Origin of the sequence: Abyssisolibacter fermentans, from assembly GCF_001559865.1 — a bacterium.
GTDB classification, from domain to species: Bacteria; Bacillota; Clostridia; order Tissierellales; family MCWD3; genus Abyssisolibacter; species Abyssisolibacter fermentans.
On the sequence record NZ_LOHE01000061.1, the window covers coordinates 1 to 21,286 of the forward strand.

21 protein-coding genes are annotated in these 21,286 nt (G+C 28.1%); 20 read left to right on the top strand and 1 reads right to left on the bottom strand.

From position 1 onward, the window contains the following. Positions 1 to 114: 114 nt before the first annotated feature. The 10 genes from AYC61_RS10785 to AYC61_RS10830 all read left to right on the top strand — a co-directional run bounded on the left by AYC61_RS10785 (position 115) and on the right by AYC61_RS10830 (position 10,552). Positions 115 to 1,050: an NUDIX hydrolase gene (locus AYC61_RS10785; RefSeq protein ID WP_162265461.1), complete on the top strand. Its 936-nt coding sequence runs from the start codon at positions 115 to 117 to the stop codon at positions 1,048 to 1,050. 12 nt (positions 1,051 to 1,062) lie between these two features. Then, complete coding sequence (locus AYC61_RS10790; protein ID WP_066501710.1) at positions 1,063 to 1,722, top strand: cysteine hydrolase family protein; 660 nt, start codon at positions 1,063 to 1,065, stop codon at positions 1,720 to 1,722. A gap of 23 nt (positions 1,723 to 1,745) precedes the next feature. Then, positions 1,746 to 3,101, top strand: a complete 1,356-nt coding sequence (locus tag AYC61_RS10795) for a nicotinate phosphoribosyltransferase (RefSeq protein ID WP_066501713.1) — start codon at positions 1,746 to 1,748, stop codon at positions 3,099 to 3,101. A gap of 192 nt (positions 3,102 to 3,293) precedes the next feature. Next, the gene (locus AYC61_RS10800) at positions 3,294 to 4,070 is read left to right on the top strand and encodes a GNAT family N-acetyltransferase (RefSeq protein WP_066501715.1); all 777 of its coding nucleotides are present in this window, start codon (positions 3,294 to 3,296) and stop codon (positions 4,068 to 4,070) included. A gap of 131 nt (positions 4,071 to 4,201) precedes the next feature. Beyond that, a complete protein-coding gene (locus AYC61_RS10805; protein WP_066501721.1) occupies positions 4,202 to 4,564 on the top strand; it encodes a YccF domain-containing protein in 363 nt (120 codons plus the stop codon). Positions 4,565 to 4,902: 338 nt separating this feature from the next. Continuing rightward, positions 4,903 to 5,697, top strand: a complete 795-nt coding sequence (locus AYC61_RS10810; RefSeq protein WP_066501723.1) for an amino acid ABC transporter substrate-binding protein — start codon at positions 4,903 to 4,905, stop codon at positions 5,695 to 5,697. A 19-nt stretch (positions 5,698 to 5,716) separates the two neighbouring features. Continuing rightward, on the top strand, positions 5,717 to 6,358 hold the full coding sequence (locus tag AYC61_RS10815; protein WP_066501725.1) for an amino acid ABC transporter permease: 642 nt from the start codon (positions 5,717 to 5,719) through the stop codon (positions 6,356 to 6,358). 10 nt (positions 6,359 to 6,368) lie between these two features. Continuing rightward, positions 6,369 to 7,121: an amino acid ABC transporter ATP-binding protein gene (locus AYC61_RS10820; RefSeq protein ID WP_066501728.1), complete on the top strand. Its 753-nt coding sequence runs from the start codon at positions 6,369 to 6,371 to the stop codon at positions 7,119 to 7,121. Positions 7,122 to 7,408: 287 nt separating this feature from the next. After that, the gene (locus AYC61_RS10825) at positions 7,409 to 8,845 is read left to right on the top strand and encodes an S-layer homology domain-containing protein (RefSeq protein WP_066501731.1); all 1,437 of its coding nucleotides are present in this window, start codon (positions 7,409 to 7,411) and stop codon (positions 8,843 to 8,845) included. Between the two features lie 282 nt (positions 8,846 to 9,127). Next, positions 9,128 to 10,552 (top strand): YceG family protein, encoded by a 1,425-nt coding sequence (locus AYC61_RS10830; protein WP_066501741.1) that lies wholly within the window; start codon positions 9,128 to 9,130, stop codon positions 10,550 to 10,552. Positions 10,553 to 10,600: 48 nt separating this feature from the next. Here AYC61_RS10830 and AYC61_RS10835 read toward each other — a convergent pair whose 3' ends face one another. Further along, positions 10,601 to 11,275 (bottom strand): TIGR00266 family protein, encoded by a 675-nt coding sequence (locus AYC61_RS10835; RefSeq protein ID WP_066501749.1) that lies wholly within the window; start codon positions 11,273 to 11,275, stop codon positions 10,601 to 10,603. Between the two features lie 445 nt (positions 11,276 to 11,720). Here AYC61_RS10835 and AYC61_RS10840 point away from each other — a divergent pair, with 445 nt between their 5' ends. The 10 genes from AYC61_RS10840 (at position 11,721) to AYC61_RS10875 (ending at position 21,277) form a co-directional block, all read left to right on the top strand. Next, on the top strand, positions 11,721 to 12,071 hold the full coding sequence (locus AYC61_RS10840) for a hypothetical protein (RefSeq protein ID WP_066501751.1): 351 nt from the start codon (positions 11,721 to 11,723) through the stop codon (positions 12,069 to 12,071). Positions 12,072 to 13,422: 1,351 nt separating this feature from the next. Further along, the gene (locus tag AYC61_RS10845; RefSeq protein ID WP_066501753.1) at positions 13,423 to 13,842 is read left to right on the top strand and encodes a MarR family winged helix-turn-helix transcriptional regulator; all 420 of its coding nucleotides are present in this window, start codon (positions 13,423 to 13,425) and stop codon (positions 13,840 to 13,842) included. Positions 13,843 to 13,921: 79 nt separating this feature from the next. Next, the gene (locus tag AYC61_RS10850; protein WP_066501754.1) at positions 13,922 to 15,679 is read left to right on the top strand and encodes an ABC transporter ATP-binding protein; all 1,758 of its coding nucleotides are present in this window, start codon (positions 13,922 to 13,924) and stop codon (positions 15,677 to 15,679) included. After that, positions 15,676 to 17,541, top strand: a complete 1,866-nt coding sequence (locus AYC61_RS10855; RefSeq protein WP_066501758.1) for an ABC transporter ATP-binding protein — start codon at positions 15,676 to 15,678, stop codon at positions 17,539 to 17,541. The genes AYC61_RS10850 and AYC61_RS10855 overlap by 4 nt, the downstream gene beginning before the upstream one ends. Before the next feature lie 29 nt (positions 17,542 to 17,570). Next, on the top strand, positions 17,571 to 17,687 hold the full coding sequence (locus tag AYC61_RS22290) for a peptidoglycan-binding domain-containing protein (RefSeq protein ID WP_420806811.1): 117 nt from the start codon (positions 17,571 to 17,573) through the stop codon (positions 17,685 to 17,687). A gap of 281 nt (positions 17,688 to 17,968) precedes the next feature. After that, the gene (locus AYC61_RS10860; protein ID WP_066501762.1) at positions 17,969 to 18,718 is read left to right on the top strand and encodes a DeoR/GlpR family DNA-binding transcription regulator; all 750 of its coding nucleotides are present in this window, start codon (positions 17,969 to 17,971) and stop codon (positions 18,716 to 18,718) included. Continuing rightward, a complete protein-coding gene (gene pfkB / locus AYC61_RS10865; protein ID WP_066501767.1) occupies positions 18,718 to 19,632 on the top strand; it encodes a 1-phosphofructokinase in 915 nt (304 codons plus the stop codon). Before AYC61_RS10860 ends, pfkB begins: the two co-directional genes overlap by 1 nt. Continuing rightward, positions 19,633 to 19,800 carry a PTS sugar transporter subunit IIA gene (locus AYC61_RS20700; protein WP_156456438.1) on the top strand — a complete coding sequence of 56 codons (168 nt, stop codon included), beginning with the start codon at positions 19,633 to 19,635 and terminating at the stop codon, positions 19,798 to 19,800. It abuts the gene before it with no gap. Between the two features lie 51 nt (positions 19,801 to 19,851). Then, entirely contained in the window at positions 19,852 to 20,721 is an 870-nt protein-coding gene (locus AYC61_RS10870) for a radical SAM protein (RefSeq protein WP_066501769.1), read from the top strand. Positions 20,722 to 20,830: 109 nt separating this feature from the next. Further along, the gene (locus AYC61_RS10875) at positions 20,831 to 21,277 is read left to right on the top strand and encodes a GNAT family N-acetyltransferase (protein ID WP_066501773.1); all 447 of its coding nucleotides are present in this window, start codon (positions 20,831 to 20,833) and stop codon (positions 21,275 to 21,277) included. Positions 21,278 to 21,286 lie beyond the last annotated feature (9 nt).

Below are 21,286 nucleotides of genomic sequence, written 5' to 3' on the forward strand. Positions count from 1 at the left end.
GTTAATAACTTCAGGTTAATTGTTTTTTTATAACACATAGGAACAATATATACAGTTAATAATTTCTGTAATGTGTAGAGCAAAATCTAAATTTTGTAATCGAAGATTTTGTTTTTGAAGAAAGGTGATAAAGTGAAAAATAATCAAAATGATTTATATGTAAAAACAGAAGAAGAGTATTTAGCGAATTATAATTCCAAAAGCTTTAACGATTCTAAATTTTCTGTTACATGTGATATTCTAATTTTTACTGTTCAAAACAAAGAAAGTGAAGAAAACTCAAATGATCTAGATGATAAGAGACTAAAAATTGCCTTAATACAAAGAAATGATTATCCTGATTTGAATAAATGGGCATTACCAGGTGGTTTTGTAAAAAAAGGAAAAGAAACAACTCATCAAGCAGCTTTGAGAAAATTAGATGAAGAAATATCTTTAAAGAACATATATTTAGAACAATTATATACATGGGATGATTTAAGTAGAGACCCTAGAGAACATATATTATCAGTTTCATATATGACTTTAGTTAATAATGAAGAGACAATAATCAAAGCTGGGAGTGATGCTAAAGATGCAAGATGGTTTGAGGTTAATAAAAACTTTAAACAATTAAATAAAATATTAACAGATAATGGCTACATAAAGGAGGAAATATATGAAATAATACTCACAAATAATGATATAAAAATAAAGGGTAAAATTAAAGAGATAGTTACTGTTGAAGGTAGAGTAAGAAAAAAAAGAGTAGAAATAATTGAAGATGAGAATATAGCATTTGATCACATAAAAATAATAAATTATGCACTAGAAAGATTAAAAAATAAAGTAGATTATACTGATATAATGTTCAATTTACTACCTCAATATTTTACTATTGCCGAGGCTCATACTACATATAAGCTATTGACAGGAAAAGAATATACAAATCAAAATTTTAGGAAAAAATTTAAAAGTATGTGGGTAGAAACAGATAGAAAATCAAAAAAATACAGTCCAAAGCCTGCTAGATTGTACAAACTAAATATTAATTGGGATGAAGATAGATAAGGAGTCTTGTTTATGTATGATAAAATAAATCAAAAATCTAATGAATTAATAGAATTTATGATTGAAGAAAAAAGTAAGATGAAAAACATAGACATAACGAGCCTACATTATAATAAAACAGTACTTATTATAGTGGATATGGTAAAGGGTTTTAGTGATTATGGATTATTGAGCAGTCCTAGAGTAAAAAAATTAGTACCTAGTATTGTGTCTTTACAAAGGAAATGTAAAGAGAGTAGTATATATACAATAGCTTTTGTAGATAATCATACAGAACAATCAATTGAGTTGAAATTCAGACCAAAGCATTGTATTAAGGGTACTAGAGAAGATGAGCTGGTAAATGAAATCAAAGAAGTAGGTATAGATAAAATAATATCAAAAAATTCTACAAATGGATTTGTAGCTAAGGAATTTTTAAACTGGTTAGAAGAGAATGAAGATAGATATGATAATTTTATTGTAGTAGGAGTTTGTACTGATATATGTATATCACAATTTGTATTAACTTTAAAAGCGTACTTTAACGAAAATAATATGGATAAGAGAGTGATTGTTCCAATTGATTATGTTGATACATATGATTTTGGAATACATAGTGGTGATATTATGAATTTAATATCTATATATCAAATGCTTGATAATGGAATTGAAGTAATTAAAGACTTGTAGAGGTAAAAAGGGGAGTGTAGAGAATGACTAAATTTAACAAACAAAGATTAGATGCCACATTATTTCAGATAGATGAGAGAATAAAAACAGGATGGTTCACTGATGAATATCTTAATAATAATGTTAGAATACTTACAACTCTAGCTAAAGAAGGATATAAATTTGGAGATAATACTAGTGACCTTTATGGCATAGATACAAGAGATGTAGAAAATGGAAAGCTAGAAGTTGAAATGCAGATTTTTACAAGAAGAAAGCCTTTTAGTGTTGTAGTAGGAGTTGATGAAGCATTATCAATATTAAAAGAATGTACTGGATATTATAAAGATGATAAATTTATAAATACATATAATAATTTAGAGATTGAAGCAATAGAAGATGGTGCAATAGTAGAGTACGATGGTGATCCATTGCATGTTAAACCTGTTTTGAAAATTAGAGGTAGATACAGAGATTTTGCTCATTTAGAAACAGTTTTATTAGGAGTTTTATCAGAGCCTACAAGGATAGCAACAAACGTTTATAATACACTTGTTGCAGCTGAAGGTAAAGATGTATTGTTTTTTCCAGCTAGATTTGCTCATTATAAGATGCAGGGAGTTCATGGCTATGCACATAATGTAGCAGTTGAATGCTATAATAATACACATAAAAAAGAGTTGTCACCAATAGTTTCAACCAATGAACAAGGTTCTTGGTGGGGTGGAAAAGGAGGAGGAACAGTAGCACATGCTACAATAGCATCTTTCCTAGGAAATACTCCAGAAACAATGCTGCAATTTTCAAGGATAATGCCAGTGGAAATACCAAGAATAGTTTTAATAGATTTTCACAATGATTGTGTAAATGAAACATTAGCTGTTATGAAAAAAATGTTTGATAAATACTGGCAGTTATATATAGAAGAAAATTTAGAAGAAGCAAAGAAATACAAATTACATGGTGTTAGACCAGATACTTCTTCAAATATGATAGATAAAAGCATTAAATATCCGAGTTCAGAAGATGACTTTGGAGTTAATCCTAAGTTGATTTGGAATTTGAGAACAGCTATAGATTCAGCACATATTAAGTGGGAAAAAGAGTTTACAGAAGAAGATATCGCAAATAATAAGCCACAAATATTAAGAGATTGGTGCAAAAGCATACAAATTGTTGTAACAGGTGGATTTGATGCAAAAAAAATAAAATACTTTGAAAAATTCAAAGTTCCAGTAGATGTATATGGAGTGGGTTCTAGCTTATTAAGAAATGATAAAGAAAATAATAGTGATTTTACAGCTGATGTTGTAAGAGTAAAAATAAAAGATGAATGGTACGATTTAGCAAAAGAAGGCAGAAGAGCTTCTTCTAATGAAGATTTAGAGATAATTGAATAATAACTAATTTTAAATAAAGAATTGATAAAAAAATCTTCTAATTAGGAAGATTTTTTTAATTCAATATAAAATCATACTTCGCAAAGGATGAACAAATACTCATATATAAAAATTCCTATAATGGAATATTTTCCATTGACTAAATATAGAAATTATTATATACTTTTTAAAAATATATAAGAGGTGATATATATGATTAAGAGACTCATGGATAAAGACAATGCAAAGCTTATGGCATATCTAATAGAGGAAAGAGAAATAAATTTATTTATGATAGGAGATATTGAAAACTATGGATATGACGAAAAAGTAATAAAAATTTGGACTGATTTAAATGAGAGAGATGAAATAGTTGGAGTGTTACTAAGATATAGGAATTTTTATATAGTGTATTCAAAAGGTGACTATAATGCTCATGGTTTTGCAGATATAATAAATGCTTCTACTTTTGATGCTGTATCGGGTAAAAAAGATACGCTATTGAAAATAAAAGATTTGATTGAGCATAAGAAATATAAAGAATTTTATTTTGCAAAAATTACTAAGGATAAATTTGTAGAAGGGAACGAGGAATTAGCACTAGCTCAAAAAGCAACAGCTGATGATGTTGATGATATATTACAGCTCAGAGAAACCATAGAAGAATTTGATGGAAAAGTAAATAGGAAAGTTTTTGAAGAAGAATTAGAGAAAAATTTAAGAAGAGTTTATTTTGTTAAAGAAGATGATAAATGTGTAGCAGAAGCATCAACAACAGCAGAAAATTCACAATCTGCTATGATTGTAGGTGTTTGCACTGATAAAGATTATAGACGAAAGGGATATGCAACAATTTGTGTGAAAGTACTATGCAAGGATTTATTTAAAAAGGATAAAACACTTTGTTTATTCTATGATAATCCAAATGCAGGGAGGATATATAAAAGGATTGGCTTTGAAGACATAGATAAATGGATTACAATAATATAAGATTGTTTTAAACTGTAATAAAAAATGTGGGGGACTGACTCAAAATATTTTTTTGAGACACTCCCGATTTTGTTGTGAAAGTAAACAAATTTATCATAAAAATAATAGTAGTTATATAGGGAGGTGAATACATGTCATTATTAGGGAATTTAATATGGCTGATATTAGGTGGATTGATTTCAGCAATAGGATGGTTTTTAGGAGGTATTATTTTTTGTATTACTGTTATAGGTATACCTTTTGGAATTCAATGTTTTAAAATTAGCTCACTTACATTAACACCTTTTGGTAAAGATGTTGAAATTGGCAATTTTGGTGCAGGTGGACTTATAGCAAATATAATATGGATTATATTGTTTGGATGGGAGTTATGTTTAGGACATATAGTATTTGGTTTAATATTAGCTGTAACAATAGTAGGTATACCCTTCGCAAAACAACATTTCAAACTAGCAAAACTAGCAATATTACCATTTGGTGCAGATATTAGATAGTTATTAGATTATTATAATATAAGAGATATATTTTATACTAACTTAGATGATACTATTAAATTTGATGTATTATTTAATGTAAAATAATAAGTGTGTTATGATGAGGGTGAAATAGGTTTAAGCGTACCTATAAGAAAACTAATAAGATAATTAATAATTTGAGACTTACACAATGTAGGTCTTAATTTTATTTTGACTAATTTGTTGATATTTGTTATAAAGAAAGAGCTAATTTTATTTGTAAAAGATAAAAAATTTTGCGTTTTGCGATTTAGTGCTTTACAAATTTAGCATGATAAAGTATAATATATTTTGTAATCAAAAGGAGGGTAAATACTATGAAAAAAAGTTTGATATTAATTATTGTGGTAACTATGTTAGCAACATTATTTGTTGGTTGTAGTCAAAAGGGTGAGCAAGGAGATAATTCATTGAAAGAAATCAAAGACAAAGGAAAATTTATTTTGGGCTTAGATGATAGTTTTCCACCAATGGGTTTTAGAGATCAAGATGGTGAGATTGTAGGATATGATATAGATTTAGCTAAAGAAATAGCTAAACGTATGGGTGTTGAATTAGAAGTAAAACCTATTGATTGGGATGGAAATATTTTGAGCTTAAATAACAAAGACATTGATGTAATATGGAATGGATTAAGTATTACTGAAAAGAGAAAAGAACAAATACTATTTTCCAAAGAATATGCTGTTAATAAACAAGTTATAATAACAAATAATGATTCCAAAATAGATAAAAAAATAGATTTAAAAGATAAAATTGTTGCAGTTCAATTGGGTAGTACAGGTGAAGAAGCGTTAAACGCTGATACTAAAATAGTAGAATCTGTAAAAGAAGTTAGGAAGTTTTCAAACTTTACGGAGGCATTACTTGATTTAAAAGCTGGCAGAGTAGATGCTGTAGTTATAGATGAAGTAGTTGGTAAGTATTATATTTCTAAAAAAGCTGGGGATTACAAGATAGCTAGTGAAGATTTTGGAAAAGAAGCATATGGTGTTGGATTTAGAAAACAAGATGTTAAATTCAGAGATGAAGTAGATAAGATATTAGATGATATGAGAGAAGATGGAACAATGCAGAAAATTTCTGAAAAATGGTTCGGTAATTATAAATAAAGTTGTGGGAAGTGATTGATTGTCTTATTATGTTGATATAACAAAATTCATACTACAAGGTAGCATGATTACATTTAAACTATATGCTGTTACTATCATATTTTCTATACCGTTAGGTATATTATGTGCAGCAGCAAAGCTTTCTAAATTTAAATTAGTACGTTTTATATTAGAGTTATATACATGGATTTTTAGAGGAACTCCATTATTATTACAATTATTTTTTACTTACTTTGCTTTACCTATAATAGGCATTAAGTTTAGTCAATTTCAAGCAGCAGCTATAACATTTGTGTTTAATTATGGTGCATATTTCACTGAGATATTTAGAGGTGGTATTTCTTCTATTGACAGAGGACAATATGAGGCAGCAAAGGTATTAGGAATGAATTATAGACAAACTATGACGAGGATAATATTACCACAAGCAACAAAAAGAATATTATTACCCGTTAGCAATGAAGCTATAAATCTTATAAAAGATACAGCTCTGGTAGCTGCAATAGGAATAGGAGATATATTACGTGCATCTAAAGAGGTGTTAACAAGAGATTTTGTTATAAGTCCATTTATAATAGCAGCACTGATATATTTATTGATAACTTCATTTGTTGTATTGTTATTTAAGAAACTTGAAAAAAAATATTCTATATATGATTAGGAGTTTTGATATGGAGATTTTAAAAATAAAAAATGTATATAAAAAATTTGAAAAGCTAGAAGTATTAAAAAATATATCTTTAAATGTAAATAAGGGTGAAGTTATATCAATAATAGGTCCTTCTGGTTCGGGTAAAAGTACATTGCTTAGAAGTATTATTAACTTAGAGAATATAGATAGTGGTACAATAGAAGTCGATAGTCAACCAATAATTTCTGTAGATTCTAAAGGAGATAATATATCAGAAAATGTAATTAAGCAAAGATGTAAAAAAATAGGAATGGTTTTTCAAAATTTTAATCTATTCCCTCATAAGACTGTGTTAGAAAATATTATTGAAGCTCTAATTATTGTAGAAAATAAGAGCAAACAAGAAGCTATACAAATTGCAGAAAAACTACTTATAAAGGTAGGTTTATTAGATAAAAGAGATCAATATCCTTCAAGATTGTCAGGAGGTCAGAAGCAGAGAGTTGCGATAGCTAGAGCTTTAGCATTAAATCCAGAAATAATGTTGTTTGATGAACCTACATCAGCTTTAGATCCAGAACTGGTTGGTGAAGTGTTAAAAGTAATAAAAGATTTATCAAAAGAAAGCATAACTATGGTTATAGTAACTCATGAAATGACTTTTGCTAAAGAGGTATCTGATAGAGTTGTATTTATGGATAATGGAGAAATAATAGAAGTTTCTTATCCAGAAAAATTATTTACAAACCCAGATCATCCTAGAATTAAAAGCTTTTTAAACAAAATGTTATAGATTTACAGAGAATTCAAAGATCTCATGTAATTTACAAATTGAAATACCCCCTAAAGGCATTATCTTAAAATAATATTTTGAGATAGTGCTTTTTGTTAAGTAGATAAATCTTAAATTGATGTTTACTTCTAGAAACGAATTGAGTAGGAATTTCTAATATTTATAATTATTAAATGTATAAAGAAAAGAAATTATAGTATAATCTAATTGTTACATAAATGAAATATTAGTTTGTTATAATGTAATTAAGAATTGCTTGAATTAATTAACTAGAAAGGATGATTCATATGTTACGGTCTAAAACAGTAAAATGTAGTTTTAATTTAATAATTGTTGTGTGCATTTTACTATTATCAATAACTGCATATGCAAATGAAAATATTTCAATAATAGATTTGAAAGATATTGATAATACTCAATGGTTTTATGCAGATGTAAATACTCTAATACAAAATAAAATAATAAATGGTTATCCAGATAATACATTTAGACCAAAAGAAAAAGTAAAAGTAAATGAATTTATAAAAATGGTTGTAACTGCTTTGAATTTTGAGGTAAAAGGTAATCTTGAAAATTGGGAACAAGGTTATATAAATAAAGCAATAGAAAAAGGTTTGATAACTGAAAAAGAGTTTGACAACTATGATAGAAGTATTTCAAGAGGAGAAATGTCGAGAATAATATTTAATAGTATAGACGAAAAATACAATGATGATATAAAAAAATATAGTGCTCATATAAAAGACTATTCAGATATACAAGAGTCTGACAAAGACATGGCACTAAAGGTTTATTCAAAAGGTATAATAACAGGATTCCCAGATGGTACATTTGGTTTTGACAAAACAGCTACTAGAGCCGAAGCTTCAGTAATCATTGTGAGAATGCTTTATAATGATAGAAGAATATTACCTAGTGATGAATGGTCAAATAAAACTGATTTTGAATATAGAGGTATTGATATTGGAACAAATGAAAATGAAGTAATAAAATTACTTGAAAATCCAGATAGAATTGACGTCGAGTCATCAGGAGACAAGTGGTATGTATACAACAAAGATTATTCTAAGTTTGGTATGATTTTAATAAAAGATAACAAGGTTGCAGGTTATTATACTAATTCAGTATTTACAAATGTTAATGGACTGACAATAGATAGCTCATTAGATGAGATAAAGAAAAATTACCCTACTAGCAATACTGAAAATTATGTAACTATAAACAATAAAGATTTCAAAGCGTATATTTATATTTATGACGAAAAAGTTTTGGGCTTATTAGTATTAGATTCACAAATAAACTATAAACCCCAATTATCACAAAATAACATGACTAACATGGAACTACAATTATTTGATATTGTAAATGCTGAGAGAGTAAAAAGAGGTTCATATAAACTTATATGGTCAGAAAAAGCAAATGTAAGTGCAAGACTACACAGTAAAGATATGGCAGAAAATGATTATTTTGACCATAATAACAAAAACGGAAAGAGTCCATTTGATAGGATGCAGGCACAAGGCATTAAATATATGGCAGCTGGCGAAAATATTGCAGCTGGGCAAAAAGATGTATTCGAAGTTCACAGTGCTTGGATGAATTCAGAAGGTCATAGAGCAAACATTTTAAATGAAAAGTATACACATTTAGGAATTGGTATTGAGGCTCCTACTGATAAGTATTATCCATACTATACTCAAAATTTCTATAAGCCAATGGATTAATAAATTTTGCAAAAGCTGTTAGTTTTCTTCAAATTAATAGCTTTTTCTTTTTTTAAAATAAAGACCAATCATCTAATGGCTATAATTTAACGAGTAATAAGTTATCATAGTTTTTTTTATGTAATTATCTAAATAATTTGAATTAAAACATAGACATCTAATAAAAAAGCATTTTTGTATAGGAAAAAGGAAGGATATAGTGAGCTATACTTGATAATTGATATTATTGAAAGTATAATATAAACATTGGTACTAAAATGGATTTAAGGGAGTGAATAGTAGTTGATTTTGAAAACAAAGCCTATAAAATCCTTGTTATTAGAGACAAAAGAACCATTTATAGATATTAAAGAGCATAATCGCAATTATAATTCATGTTATGTTAGAAAAATAATGTTCCATAGATATATAGGAATACCTAATATTGAGGATGATTATATAAAAAGTATAAAAGAATTAGATACATTTTTATATGAGAGTAATGTACCATATGTTAAATGTCATGATAATCTAGAAAAATTATTTTTTCCAAAAGAAGTAGATGAAATGCAGAAAGTATGGTCTAGGTATATTGAATATGAACAAAAAGGCATTAATCCACATGATTTGTTAAAATTAGATATGGGTCATGTTTTTAATGATGACATACTAGAATGGACGAAAAAAATGGCCTTTAAATCTGTTCTAGAATTATATAGTAAAGACAATATAATAAACACAACAATTAAAAAGAATTTTGCAATTAAGATATTATTATGGATTAATAATTATTTACCTAAGCTTTTTCATGAAAATTATAATAGTGTTACACCTAAATTTGTATATATAGGAGATATAAAGAAAAATGAACTGTATTTTTTAATATTTCTATTTAGAATTGGTTGTGATATTTTGTACATTAATCCAAAAGGTGATGTTACAAATATACTACCTTACATATCAAAATTATCAAATGCTACAATTCATGACAAAAAATCTAATTTGAGTATTGAACTATCAAAACATAGGTCTATTTTACATAATTGTGATATTAAAAGTGACAATAGTAAAACAAGAAGAGTAGTAACTAAGGAAAAAGAAAAAGTCAACAATGTTCAAGTTTCTACACCACTAAAACCACTAAAATCAAGAACAGAATCAGAAAAAAGCTATGAAGAAATTGCAAAGCTGGCGGAAGCAGTAGTAATGATAAAAGTGTATGATAAGCTAGGTAAGTTAAAGGGCGGAGGTTCAGGTGTACTTATAAGAGATGATGGATATATAATTACAAATTTTCATGTTGTATCAAAAGGTGTAGCTTATGGTGTATTATTCGAAAATGATGCAAATGAGTATAAAACATATAAATTGATCAAATATCATACTGATTATGATCTTGCATTGATAAAAGTTAATAGACATACAAAAGCAATACCATGTAGTAAAGATTCTAATTTGATAAGAGGTCAGAAGATTGTCACGATTGGTAGTCCATTAGGCTTATTTAACACAGTTTCAGATGGTATCATATCAGGATTTAGAAGCTTTGATAATTTAAATATGATACAAATCACAGCACCTATATCATCTGGCAGTTCAGGCGGAGCATTGTTAAACATGAAAGGAGAGCTTATAGGAATTACATCAGCAGGCTTTGATGAAGGTCAGAATCTTAACTTGGCTGTTCCAATAAAGTATATAAAACAATTTATAAGTAATTTTATATGATTTCATGCTTATAAAAACTGGGTAAAGAACTACCCAGTTTCTTAAAATTTATTGACCAATAATAGATTTCATCCAATGTCCAAAGCTGGAAGGATTTCGCGTTTGAATATAAATTTTTGCAGGTCCAGTAAATTTACATACTAAACCTTCGCCTGAAGTAAAAGAAGAAATCCATCCGCTAGAAGCTTTTTCAATAGTATAAGGTACAGTACTAGGCCAAGCTACTAAATGTTCATTGTCAACAATATATTCCTCTCCAGCAGGTATGTCAATTTCATGAATTTCTCCAAAAGAACTTACAAATAAAGTCCCTTTTCCACTAACTCTTAAAACAAAGAATCCTTCTCCTGAAAAAAGACCTTTTGCTAGATTTTGAACTTTAGAATCAATTGTTACATCTTCAGTTGAGGCTAAAAAGCCATCTTTTTGCAATATGTATTCATTCATTCCATCAAGATCTAATACCAATACTCCACCAGGTGAGGATGCAGCAAAATATGCTTCTCCATTACCCCTGTTAGCTTTTAAAGTTTGGAAAAAGAATTTTTCTCCTGATAATTTTCTACCAATTCCCTTTAATAATCCACCTTCTAGTTTACCTTCAACATCTACAGTACTAGACATAGCTACCATTGCACCTGATTCAGCCTTAATACTTTCACCTTTAATTAAGTTAACTTTAATCATTGGAAATGAACCTTTATATAAAACTTCGTAATTCATAAAAAACCTCCTATACTAAAACATGATAATCTTATCTCATTATACAAAACATGGTTATTTTAAGCAAGTTAATGTAGTAAACTAAGAAAGTTTTCCTGAAATATTTCTTAATTTTTGAATAAAAACAATTATTACTTACATATATAGTTTGGAATAATATGTTTTTGACTTAAAGATAAATATATTTTTTAAACTTATTAATTATAATTCTTATATATAATTTTTCATAAATAAGTTTATATTTTTAAAACTAGAAATTAAGTATTGACAGAAAAAAACTATTGCAATATAATGGTTATAAAACATAACTATTATAAAACATAACTATTATAAAACATAACTATTATACAACACAACTAATATAGAATAGTTAAAAAAACTTATAAAAGATTTTATAGAAAAAATTTTAGTGTGTAATTAAGCAAACAAAAGGGAGGATTTTTGAATGTATGCACTTTTCTTTGTTTTAAATGATATTAGCATGATAGAAGAAATACACCAATTATTTTATAATGCAGGTATAGGAGCTACAGCCATTGACAGTATGGGAATGGGTAAAGTATTGTTAGAACATGATGTAAATAGAGTACTTTTTTCTAATATGAGAATGATACTAGAAGGACATAAACCTTATAATAAGACAGTAATAAGTGTAATAAGAGATGAAGAAAAATTAAATCAAGTTATGGCACAATTAAAGCAAAAACTTGGTGATATTAATAACAAGCCAGGTGTAGGTTTTTTATTTGTAATGCCTGTTTTACAATGTAATGGTTTTAAGCTTGAAGAAGCTTAAAAATATACGTGTTATATTGTTGTATGTAAAAAATAAAGTGGTTTGATAATCTAAACGAAGAATAAGTTGTAGAGCACTCTGCTCGTAGTATTTTATATGAATAAGGAAAGCAATATAAGTTAAAAACTGATATGGCTTAGAGTATAATTTTAGTAGGCAAAAATAATCAAAAAAATAAAAAATACCAAAAGTCATTTTTTATATATATAATTATCCAACATAATAGTAATTGACAGAAAACTATAGAGAAGATAATTGACATGTATAATATAAGTTTAAATGAAAAAGATGTAAATTTCAAGGATTAGGTTGTAGTGTAAAATAATCTGTGCTCAAAAGTTTTAATTTTCAATATAATCTTTTTGTTTTGGCTAATCATTAATTAACTTGCTTTAAATTATGGTAAAAATTAAATTTTGAGCATAATTTTCTACTCTTAATTTAGGAGGCTTTTTTTATATGTAATTTGCTTAAAGCTTTATGGTGATTCCACCGGCTGTAATGTAAGTACTTCTTGTAGTTTCCCTTCCTAACATTCTGGATACTTACTCACATTTTTTCCTGTTAGTATACATAAAATAACTATTGTTATTGTTTTTAATCATTAAATTTTGTCTTATATATTGGAGTTGTTGTTAATTTTCTACTAAGTTCTAGCTTTGCTGAGTTCTTTTGATACAGATATTGTAATGAATGTTTTAAATGAAATAGAGATGATATAAAGGGAACTTATTATGAATTTTTTTTATGCTAAATATAAAGAATTTCAAATGTGTTATTTATTATTTTTGGAAATCATACTCGTATTGCGTCATTTTATTTAAAACGTAGCTATTTTTTAAAAAAAATATATTGACAAAAAACATGTATTGTAATAGTATAGTTGTACATTACAACTATTATATAACGCAACTATTATATAATGCAACTAAATAGGAAGTTGAATTCTGAAATAGATAATAGTAGCTTTCTTAAACTTTTCGTATAGATAGAAAAGCGATGGTGTTTGTAGGTAGTATACTTTTATTGTTATTTGAAGCAATACAACAAGAAAAGTTTTGTGGACATCAATTCCACAGCAGTCATAAGGAAAATTCTTTTCAAAGAATTACAGGGATAGACAGCATTGACTAATTGCTTAGCAATAAACTATTAATGTTTATACAACGATAAGTCTGCGTGATTTTTTACCACACTTATTTGTACTTGAAAAGACAAGCTACAGATATAAAATTATGCAATCGCTCGATATTTGGAGCAGACAACTTACCTCCACGTGATTTGTAGTTAACTGTTATCCCTATGACTATAGAATAATAAAAAATCGCTGATGAAAGGGATGTATATAATTATGAGAAGAGAAGAAATAGGTGAATATATATTGAATATTTTGCCAATGTTTCATAGGAAACTTTTTAAAGGAGTCTTTAAAAAAGAATCTATGAGGCATATTCAATTGGTGTCAATGGTAAATAAAAATGACGGTAAACCTATGAAATTTTATTGTAAAAACCTAATGATATCAAAACCAAATTTATCAAAAATGGTTAATAAAGCAATAGAAGAAGGCTTAATTGAAAGGGAAAATGACGAAAAAGATAGACGTATAATAAAACTATTTATAACAGAAAAAGGTAAAGAAATTATAGAAATTAGAAAACAAGATATAAAGAAGGCAATATCTAATAATCTAAAGGGATTAAATGATGACGATATTATAAAGTTACAAAAAAACTTTGAAGAAATACAAGTGATTTTTGATAAATTGTAGTATGTTCAATAACTGACATTAATGAATATAAAAAATTAGAAAATTAATAGACTAATTGCTATGGGAAGGAGAAATTTAAATGCTAAAGTTGTTTAAAGGTCTGAAACCTTTTAAGGTATCAGTGGTTATGATAATTATTTTTACACTCATACAGGCACTTTCAGAATTATTTTTACCTACATTAATGGCTAATATAGTTGATATTGGTATTGTAAATCATGATATTAACTATATCATAAAAGTAGGTATTATAATGCTTGGAGTTGCAAGTTTAGGTATAGCAGCAGCTTTATATACAAGTTATTTAGGTGCAAAAGTAGGAAATGGATTTGCTAGAAACTTAAGGAATAAAATTTTTAAAAAAGTCGAAGGTTATTCTTTAAATGAATTTGATGAGATAGGTACAGCTTCATTAATAACTAGGACTACAAATGATGTTACACAAATTCAAAACGCGATTATAGCTATGCTTAGAATATTTGTTAGAGCACCATTGATGGCTGTTGGCGGAATTATTATGGCAGTTTCTAAAAATCCCTCGCTGTCATTAGTGATTATTTTTGTTGTAATCGCATTAGGTATAATAATAGCTATTGTAGTCACTAAAAGTATGCCAATGTTTAATGCTAGGCAAGTAAAGCTAGATAAATTAAATTTAGTTTTAAGAGAGAGACTAACAGGGATTAGAGTAATTCGTGCATTTAATAAAATAGATCATGAAAAAAGAAGGTTTGAACAATCAAACAGGGAATTGACCGATATTTCTATTAAGGTTAATAAAATTATGGCAGCATTAATGCCTATTATGTCACTTTTATTTAATATTACGTCTATAGCAATAATTTGGTTTGGTTCATTTAAAATAAATGCTGGAATAATGCCGGTAGGAGATTTAATGGCATTTATACAATATGCAACACAAATAATGATGTCATTGCTTATGCTATCAATGGTATTTATTTTGATACCAAGAGCATCTGCTTCAGCAGTAAGGATTAATGAGGTACTTAATATCCAGTCAAATATAAAAGATCCTATTATAGACAATAATAAAATTGTGGATGTTAAGGAAGACAATACAAATGAAAAATTACGAGGTTATTTAGAGTTTAAAGATGTAACATTTAGATATAGTAATGCAGAAGGACCTGCTTTAGAAAATATTTCGTTTAAGTCAAACCCAGGAGAAATAACAGCAATAATTGGGGGTACTGGTTCCGGTAAATCAACACTAATAAATTTGATCACTAGATTTTATGATGTTAGTAGTGGAAGTGTGTTAGTAGATGGTGTTGATGTAAGAGAAATATCTCAAGCTGCCTTACGAAGAAAAATAGGATTAGTTCCACAAAAAGCAGTACTTTTCACAGGAAATATAATCGATAACATAAGATTTGGTAAGGAAGATGCTAGCGAACAAGAAGTTATCCATGCTGCTAAAATAGCGCAAGCAGATGAATTTGTTAGCAGTATGGCAGATAAATATCATTCAAATATAGCTCAAGGAGGTAATAATCTGTCAGGAGGACAAAAACAACGATTATCAATAGCGAGGGCATTAGTTAAAAAACCGGAAATATATATATTTGATGATAGTTTTTCAGCCTTAGATTTTAAGACAGATGCTAAATTACGAAATGCTCTTAATAAAGAAATTAAGAATGATACTGTATTGATAGTTGCACAAAGAGTAACTACAGTAATGAATGCTGATAGAATAATAGTTCTTGAAAATGGCAAAATAGCCGATATAGGAACCCATAAAGAATTATTAAATTCCTGTGAAGTATATAAACAAATAGTATTATCACAGCTTTCAGAGGAGGAATTGGCATGATAAATAAAGGTAGTAATACAAATAAAAGAGGACATGGAAGAAATGGTGCAATGATGATGCCCGTTCAGAAAGCTAAAAATTTTAAAGGTACTTTTAAGAGACTTCTACAATACCTAAAGCCAAGGAGATTTAGTATAATAGCTTGCGTTATATTATCTATATTTTCAACTGTATTTAGTATATTAAGTCCTAAAATTATGGGACTCGCAACATCAGAATTGTTTGAAGTTTTTAATAAAAGGCTTAAAGGAGATTCTAGTGTTTCTGTTGATTTTTCATATATATTAAATATACTTTTGGTTCTTGCAGGGTTATATATCATTAGTGCCTTATTCACATATATTATGAGGTATATAATGGCTAGCTTAGCTCAAAAAACGGTATATGATATGCGTCAGGAAATAAGTGGAAAATTAACTAAATTACCTTTAAAATACTACGATGCTCATACACATGGAGAAATTTTAAGTAGAGTAACTAATGATATAGATAACATCAGCAACACATTACAACAAAGTATTATTCAGTTAATAACATCAGCTATAATTATTATTGGAGTAATAGTTATGATGTTATCTATAAGTCCTTTACTAACATTGGTTGTAGTAATAACATTGCCACTAAGTATATTTATAACAAAAAGTGTAGCAAAAAGGTCTCAAAAATATTTCAAATCACAACAAAAGGTACTTGGTCAGATCAATGGACATGTAGAAGAAATGTATACGGGACATAAAATAGTAAAAGCATTTGGATACGAAGAAAAATCTATAGAAAATTTTGAAAAGTTTAATGATGAATTATATAACTCAGGATGGAAGGCACAATTTATATCAGGAATCATTATGCCTTTAATGCGTTTCGTAAATAATTTGGGATATGTATTTGTATGTATTGGTGGAGGAATACTAATGATTAAGAATTCTATTAAACTAGGAGATATTCAAGCATTTTTGCAATATTCCAGAAACTTTAGTCAACCGATAGTACAAACCGCAAATATAGCAAATATTATTCAATCAACTATAGCATCAGCAGAGCGTGTTTTTGAAATATTAGATGAAATTGAAGAGATACCTGATAGTGAAAACAATAAAATAGCTAAAAAGCTAAAAGGTGAAGTTGTGTTTAAAAATGTTAAGTTTGGTTATAAAGAAGATGTTACATTAATAAAAAATATGAACATTGATGTTAAACAAGGTGATACAGTTGCTATAGTAGGTCCTACAGGAGCAGGAAAGACAACACTTGTAAATTTACTGATGAGGTTCTATGAAATAAATGATGGATCAATAACAATAGATGGATTGGATATTAGAGATTTTAAAAGAGGAGCTTTAAGAAGCATATTTGGTATGGTTTTACAAGACACATGGCTATTTAATGGAACTATAAGGGATAATATAGCATATGGTAGACAAGATGCTACAGAAGAAGAAATAATAGCTGCTGCAAAAGCAGCAAATGCAGACTTTTTTATTAGAACTCTTCCAGATGGATATGATACTGTATTAAATGAAGAAGCCAATAATATATCACAAGGTCAGAAACAGCTCTTAACTATAGCTAGAGCAATATTAGCTGATCCAGCTATACTAATACTTGACGAAGCTACAAGTAGTGTGGATACAAGAACAGAGATTTATATTCAAAAAGCAATGCATACACTTATGAAGGGGCGAACAAGCTTTGTTATAGCACATAGGCTTTCAACTATAAAAGATGCAGATGTCATATTAGTAATGAATGATGGAGATATTATTGAAAAAGGAACACATGAAGAACTACTAAATCAACAGGGCTTTTATGCAGATTTATATAATAGTCAGTTTGTAGGAAATGATGCTCAGGAGGCAATTTAAATTTATTTAGCCGTGAGATAGAGGGTCAGATGTATATGAATATGAGGTTCAAAAGAAAATATGTGGATGGAATATATGGAGATGGAATGAAAAGATGTGTAATAAAATTCAGAAAAGATAAGGGTTTAAAAAGACTCGTGATATAGATATCGGTTCTATAGAACTCGAGGAGTTGAACTGTTGAAATAAATGAGTAAAAATAACAATGCTTCAATTGACATTGAAAGGGTTATATACCCTTTTATTTTTTTGTGATAAAATCCATCAAGTATCAAATTATATATTAAATGACAATAATAATCATGACTGAAAATGAAAGAAAAATTAGATTAAGCGATAGACATTTGACTGAATGTAAAAGAAAATGGTTGGATTATGACTGTTTTTGAATTATAATAACACTAAGATGTAATAGGAGGTGATTAATATGTTAACTGAAGAAAGACAACGAATGATATTAGAAATATTGAAAAATAAAGGGATAGTTAAGATAAATGAGCTTGTAAAATTCACAAAAACTTCAGAATCTACCATAAGACGTGATCTAACGTATCTTGAAGGTATTAATGAACTCAAAAGAATTCATGGTGGAGCAACTTTATTAAAGGGAAGACTTAATGAGCCAAGCTATAAAGAAAAACAAGTTAAAAATATTAGTGAAAAATCAAAAATAGCTAAATATGCTTCAGCTTTGATTGAAGAAGGAGACTGTATATATCTAGATGCTGGTACTACTATCTTTGAGATGATTCAATATATAGATAAAAAAGATATCGTTGTGGTTACAAATGGCCTTAAACATATTGATGCCCTTGTAGAACAAGATATTGATGCATATATACTTGGAGGAAGAATTAAAGCAAGAACTAAAGCGGCTGTCGGAATAGATGCTTTAAAAAATCTAGAAAGATTTAGATTTGATAAGTGCTTTATTGGGATTAACGGTATACATCTAGAGTATGGATTTACCACACCTGACTCCGAGGAAGCGATACTGAAGGAAAGCATTATGAAACTATCAAAAGAAGCATTTGTATTAGCTGATGAAAGCAAATTTGGAGAAGTTAATTTTGTAAAAGTTTCAGATATAGGACTAGCAACGATTATAACTAATTCAAAATCTGAAAATCATGAAAGGTACCTAGAAAAAACTAGAATAAAGGTTGTGACAGAATAATGATATATACCATAACATTTAATCCGTCTATAGACTACATTCTTCAAGTAGATAATTTTAAATTTGGAGAAGTTAATAGAGTAAAAGAGGACTATAAATATCCTGGTGGAAAGGGAATCAATGTATCAAGAGTATTAAATAATTTAAACGTAAAAAGTAAAGCACTGGGTTTTATAGGTGGATTTACAGGAGAATATATTAGCAAATTTTTAGAAAATGAGGGGGTTGATACTGGATTTATAAGAGTAGAAGGTGATACGCGTATTAATGTAAAGCTTAAAACCGATGAAGAGACGGAGATAAACTGTTCAGGTTCTGAAATAAAAGAAGACGACCTGAACAAGTTATTTAAGGAAGTTGAAAGATTAACAAAGGATGATTTTGTTGTTCTTGCAGGAAACATTCAAAAAACTCTTCCTAGAGACTGTTATAGCCAGGTTCAGAAAATATGTTTGAAAAATAAGGTGAAAGTAGTTGTTGATACAACAGGTGATGCATTAATATCAACTTTAAAGTACAATCCGTTTTTAATAAAGCCGAACAAATATGAGCTAAGTGAGATATTTGATACTGAAATAGTCAATAAAGAAGAAATTATATATTATGCTGAGAAATTAATACAAATGGGAGCTCGAAATGTAATCATTTCAATGGCTGGTGAAGGAGCGCTTTTGATTTGTGATGAAGGAGTATATCATGCAAAAGTACCACAAGACATAGTAAAGAATTCAGTTGGGGCTGGTGATTCGCTTATTGGAGGCTTTCTAGCAAATTATATTAATACTTCAGATATTATAGAAGCATTTAAATGGGGAGTTACTTGTGGAAGTGCAACTGCTTTTTCCGATGACCTTTGCAAAAAGCATGATGTCGAAAAGTTGTTAGACGAGATTGAAATATCCAAAATAAAGTAGATAAGGGGGTTCCATCTAGAAACATTATCTAGATTATCTAAGTTTTTTATGGAGGATGATTTTAGAAACAAAATAATGAATGTTAAGAGTGAAAAGGAATTATTAAGTATAATAGATGATTATGAGGGAGTTAAGGTTTTGAAAGAGGGGGATAATATGAAAGATTAAAGGACTAGTTTTGTCTGTGACAGCTTGTACAACTGGGAAGGAGTGATAACAATGAAATATGAAGGAATAGTATACAGGCCTCCAAGTGAAGCTTACAGCCTTATTATTCAAGTAACAATAGGTTGTTCACATAATAAATGTACTTTTTGCAATATGTATAAAAGCAAAAAATTTAGGGTAAGAAAGATAGATGATGTAATAAAAGATCTAATTGAAGCAAGGCGTAACTATAAATGTGTCAAAAGAATATTTTTAGCAGATGGAGACGCACTGATATTAAAAAATGAAGAACTAAAAAAGATTTTGGTTAAAATACAAGAATTGTTTCCTGAATGTGAACGTATAGGTATATATGGATCACCCAAAAATATATTAAGAAAAACAGTAGAAGAGCTTAGAGAATTAAAACAATTAGGACTAGGAATAATTTATCTAGGAATAGAATCAGGAAGTGACGAGATTTTAAAATGTGTAAATAAAGGTGTATCTTCAAGCGAAATAGTTAAGGCAGGTAAAAAAGTTGTTTCTTCAGGTATAAAACTATCAGTGATGATTATATCAGGTTTAGGTGGCAAAGAAAAATGGAAAGAGCATGCAGAAGAATCTGCAAGAGTATTAAATGAAATTGATCCTGATTATTTTGCACTATTAACATTATTAATACACCCAGAAACTCAAATATATGAAGATATAAAAGCTGGTAAGGTTGAGTTGCTAAACCCAAATGAAATAATGATAGAGACTAAGCACCTAATTAAAAATCTTAAATTAACCAATTGTGTATTCAGAAGTAATCATGCATCTAATTATGTTGCTTTGGGTGGTGTTTTTCCAAAAGATAAAGAAATTATACTAAAGGAACTAGAAAAAGCAATAAATGAAAAATATGATTATAAGGATGAACATTATAGAAGACTATAGATTTAACAGTCGTTTTAAGTGATAATTATTTAGATGACTTTTTTTATATATTGTATAGATAGTAAAAAAAGTAATATAGGTTTTATTACATAATATGAGAGGAGTTTTTATGAACGTAACAATAAAAAAAGTAACTAAAGATAATTGGAAGGCTTGCATAAAGCTAGAATTAGATGAACAACAAAAAGATTACTTACCATCCAACTTATATTCAATTGCAGAATCAAAATTCATTAAAAACATGGAAAACTTTGCAGTATATCACGAACAAGAAGTCATAGGTTTTGTAGCATATGTATTAGATGATGATGGGGATATGAATCTTACAAGATTTATGATAGATAAAAAACATCAAAGAAAAGGGTATGGAAAAGTAGCATTAAAAAAAATAATAAACTTGATAAAAGATAATTACGATAACAAAGAAATATGGCTAAGTCTACATCCTGAGAATAAGGCTGCTATAAAATTATATACAAGTTGTGGGTTTGATATAAAAGTAATAGGTTTAGAATCGAAGGATGAGATATTTTTAAGGTGTGAATTAAGTAGATAAGCTATTAGT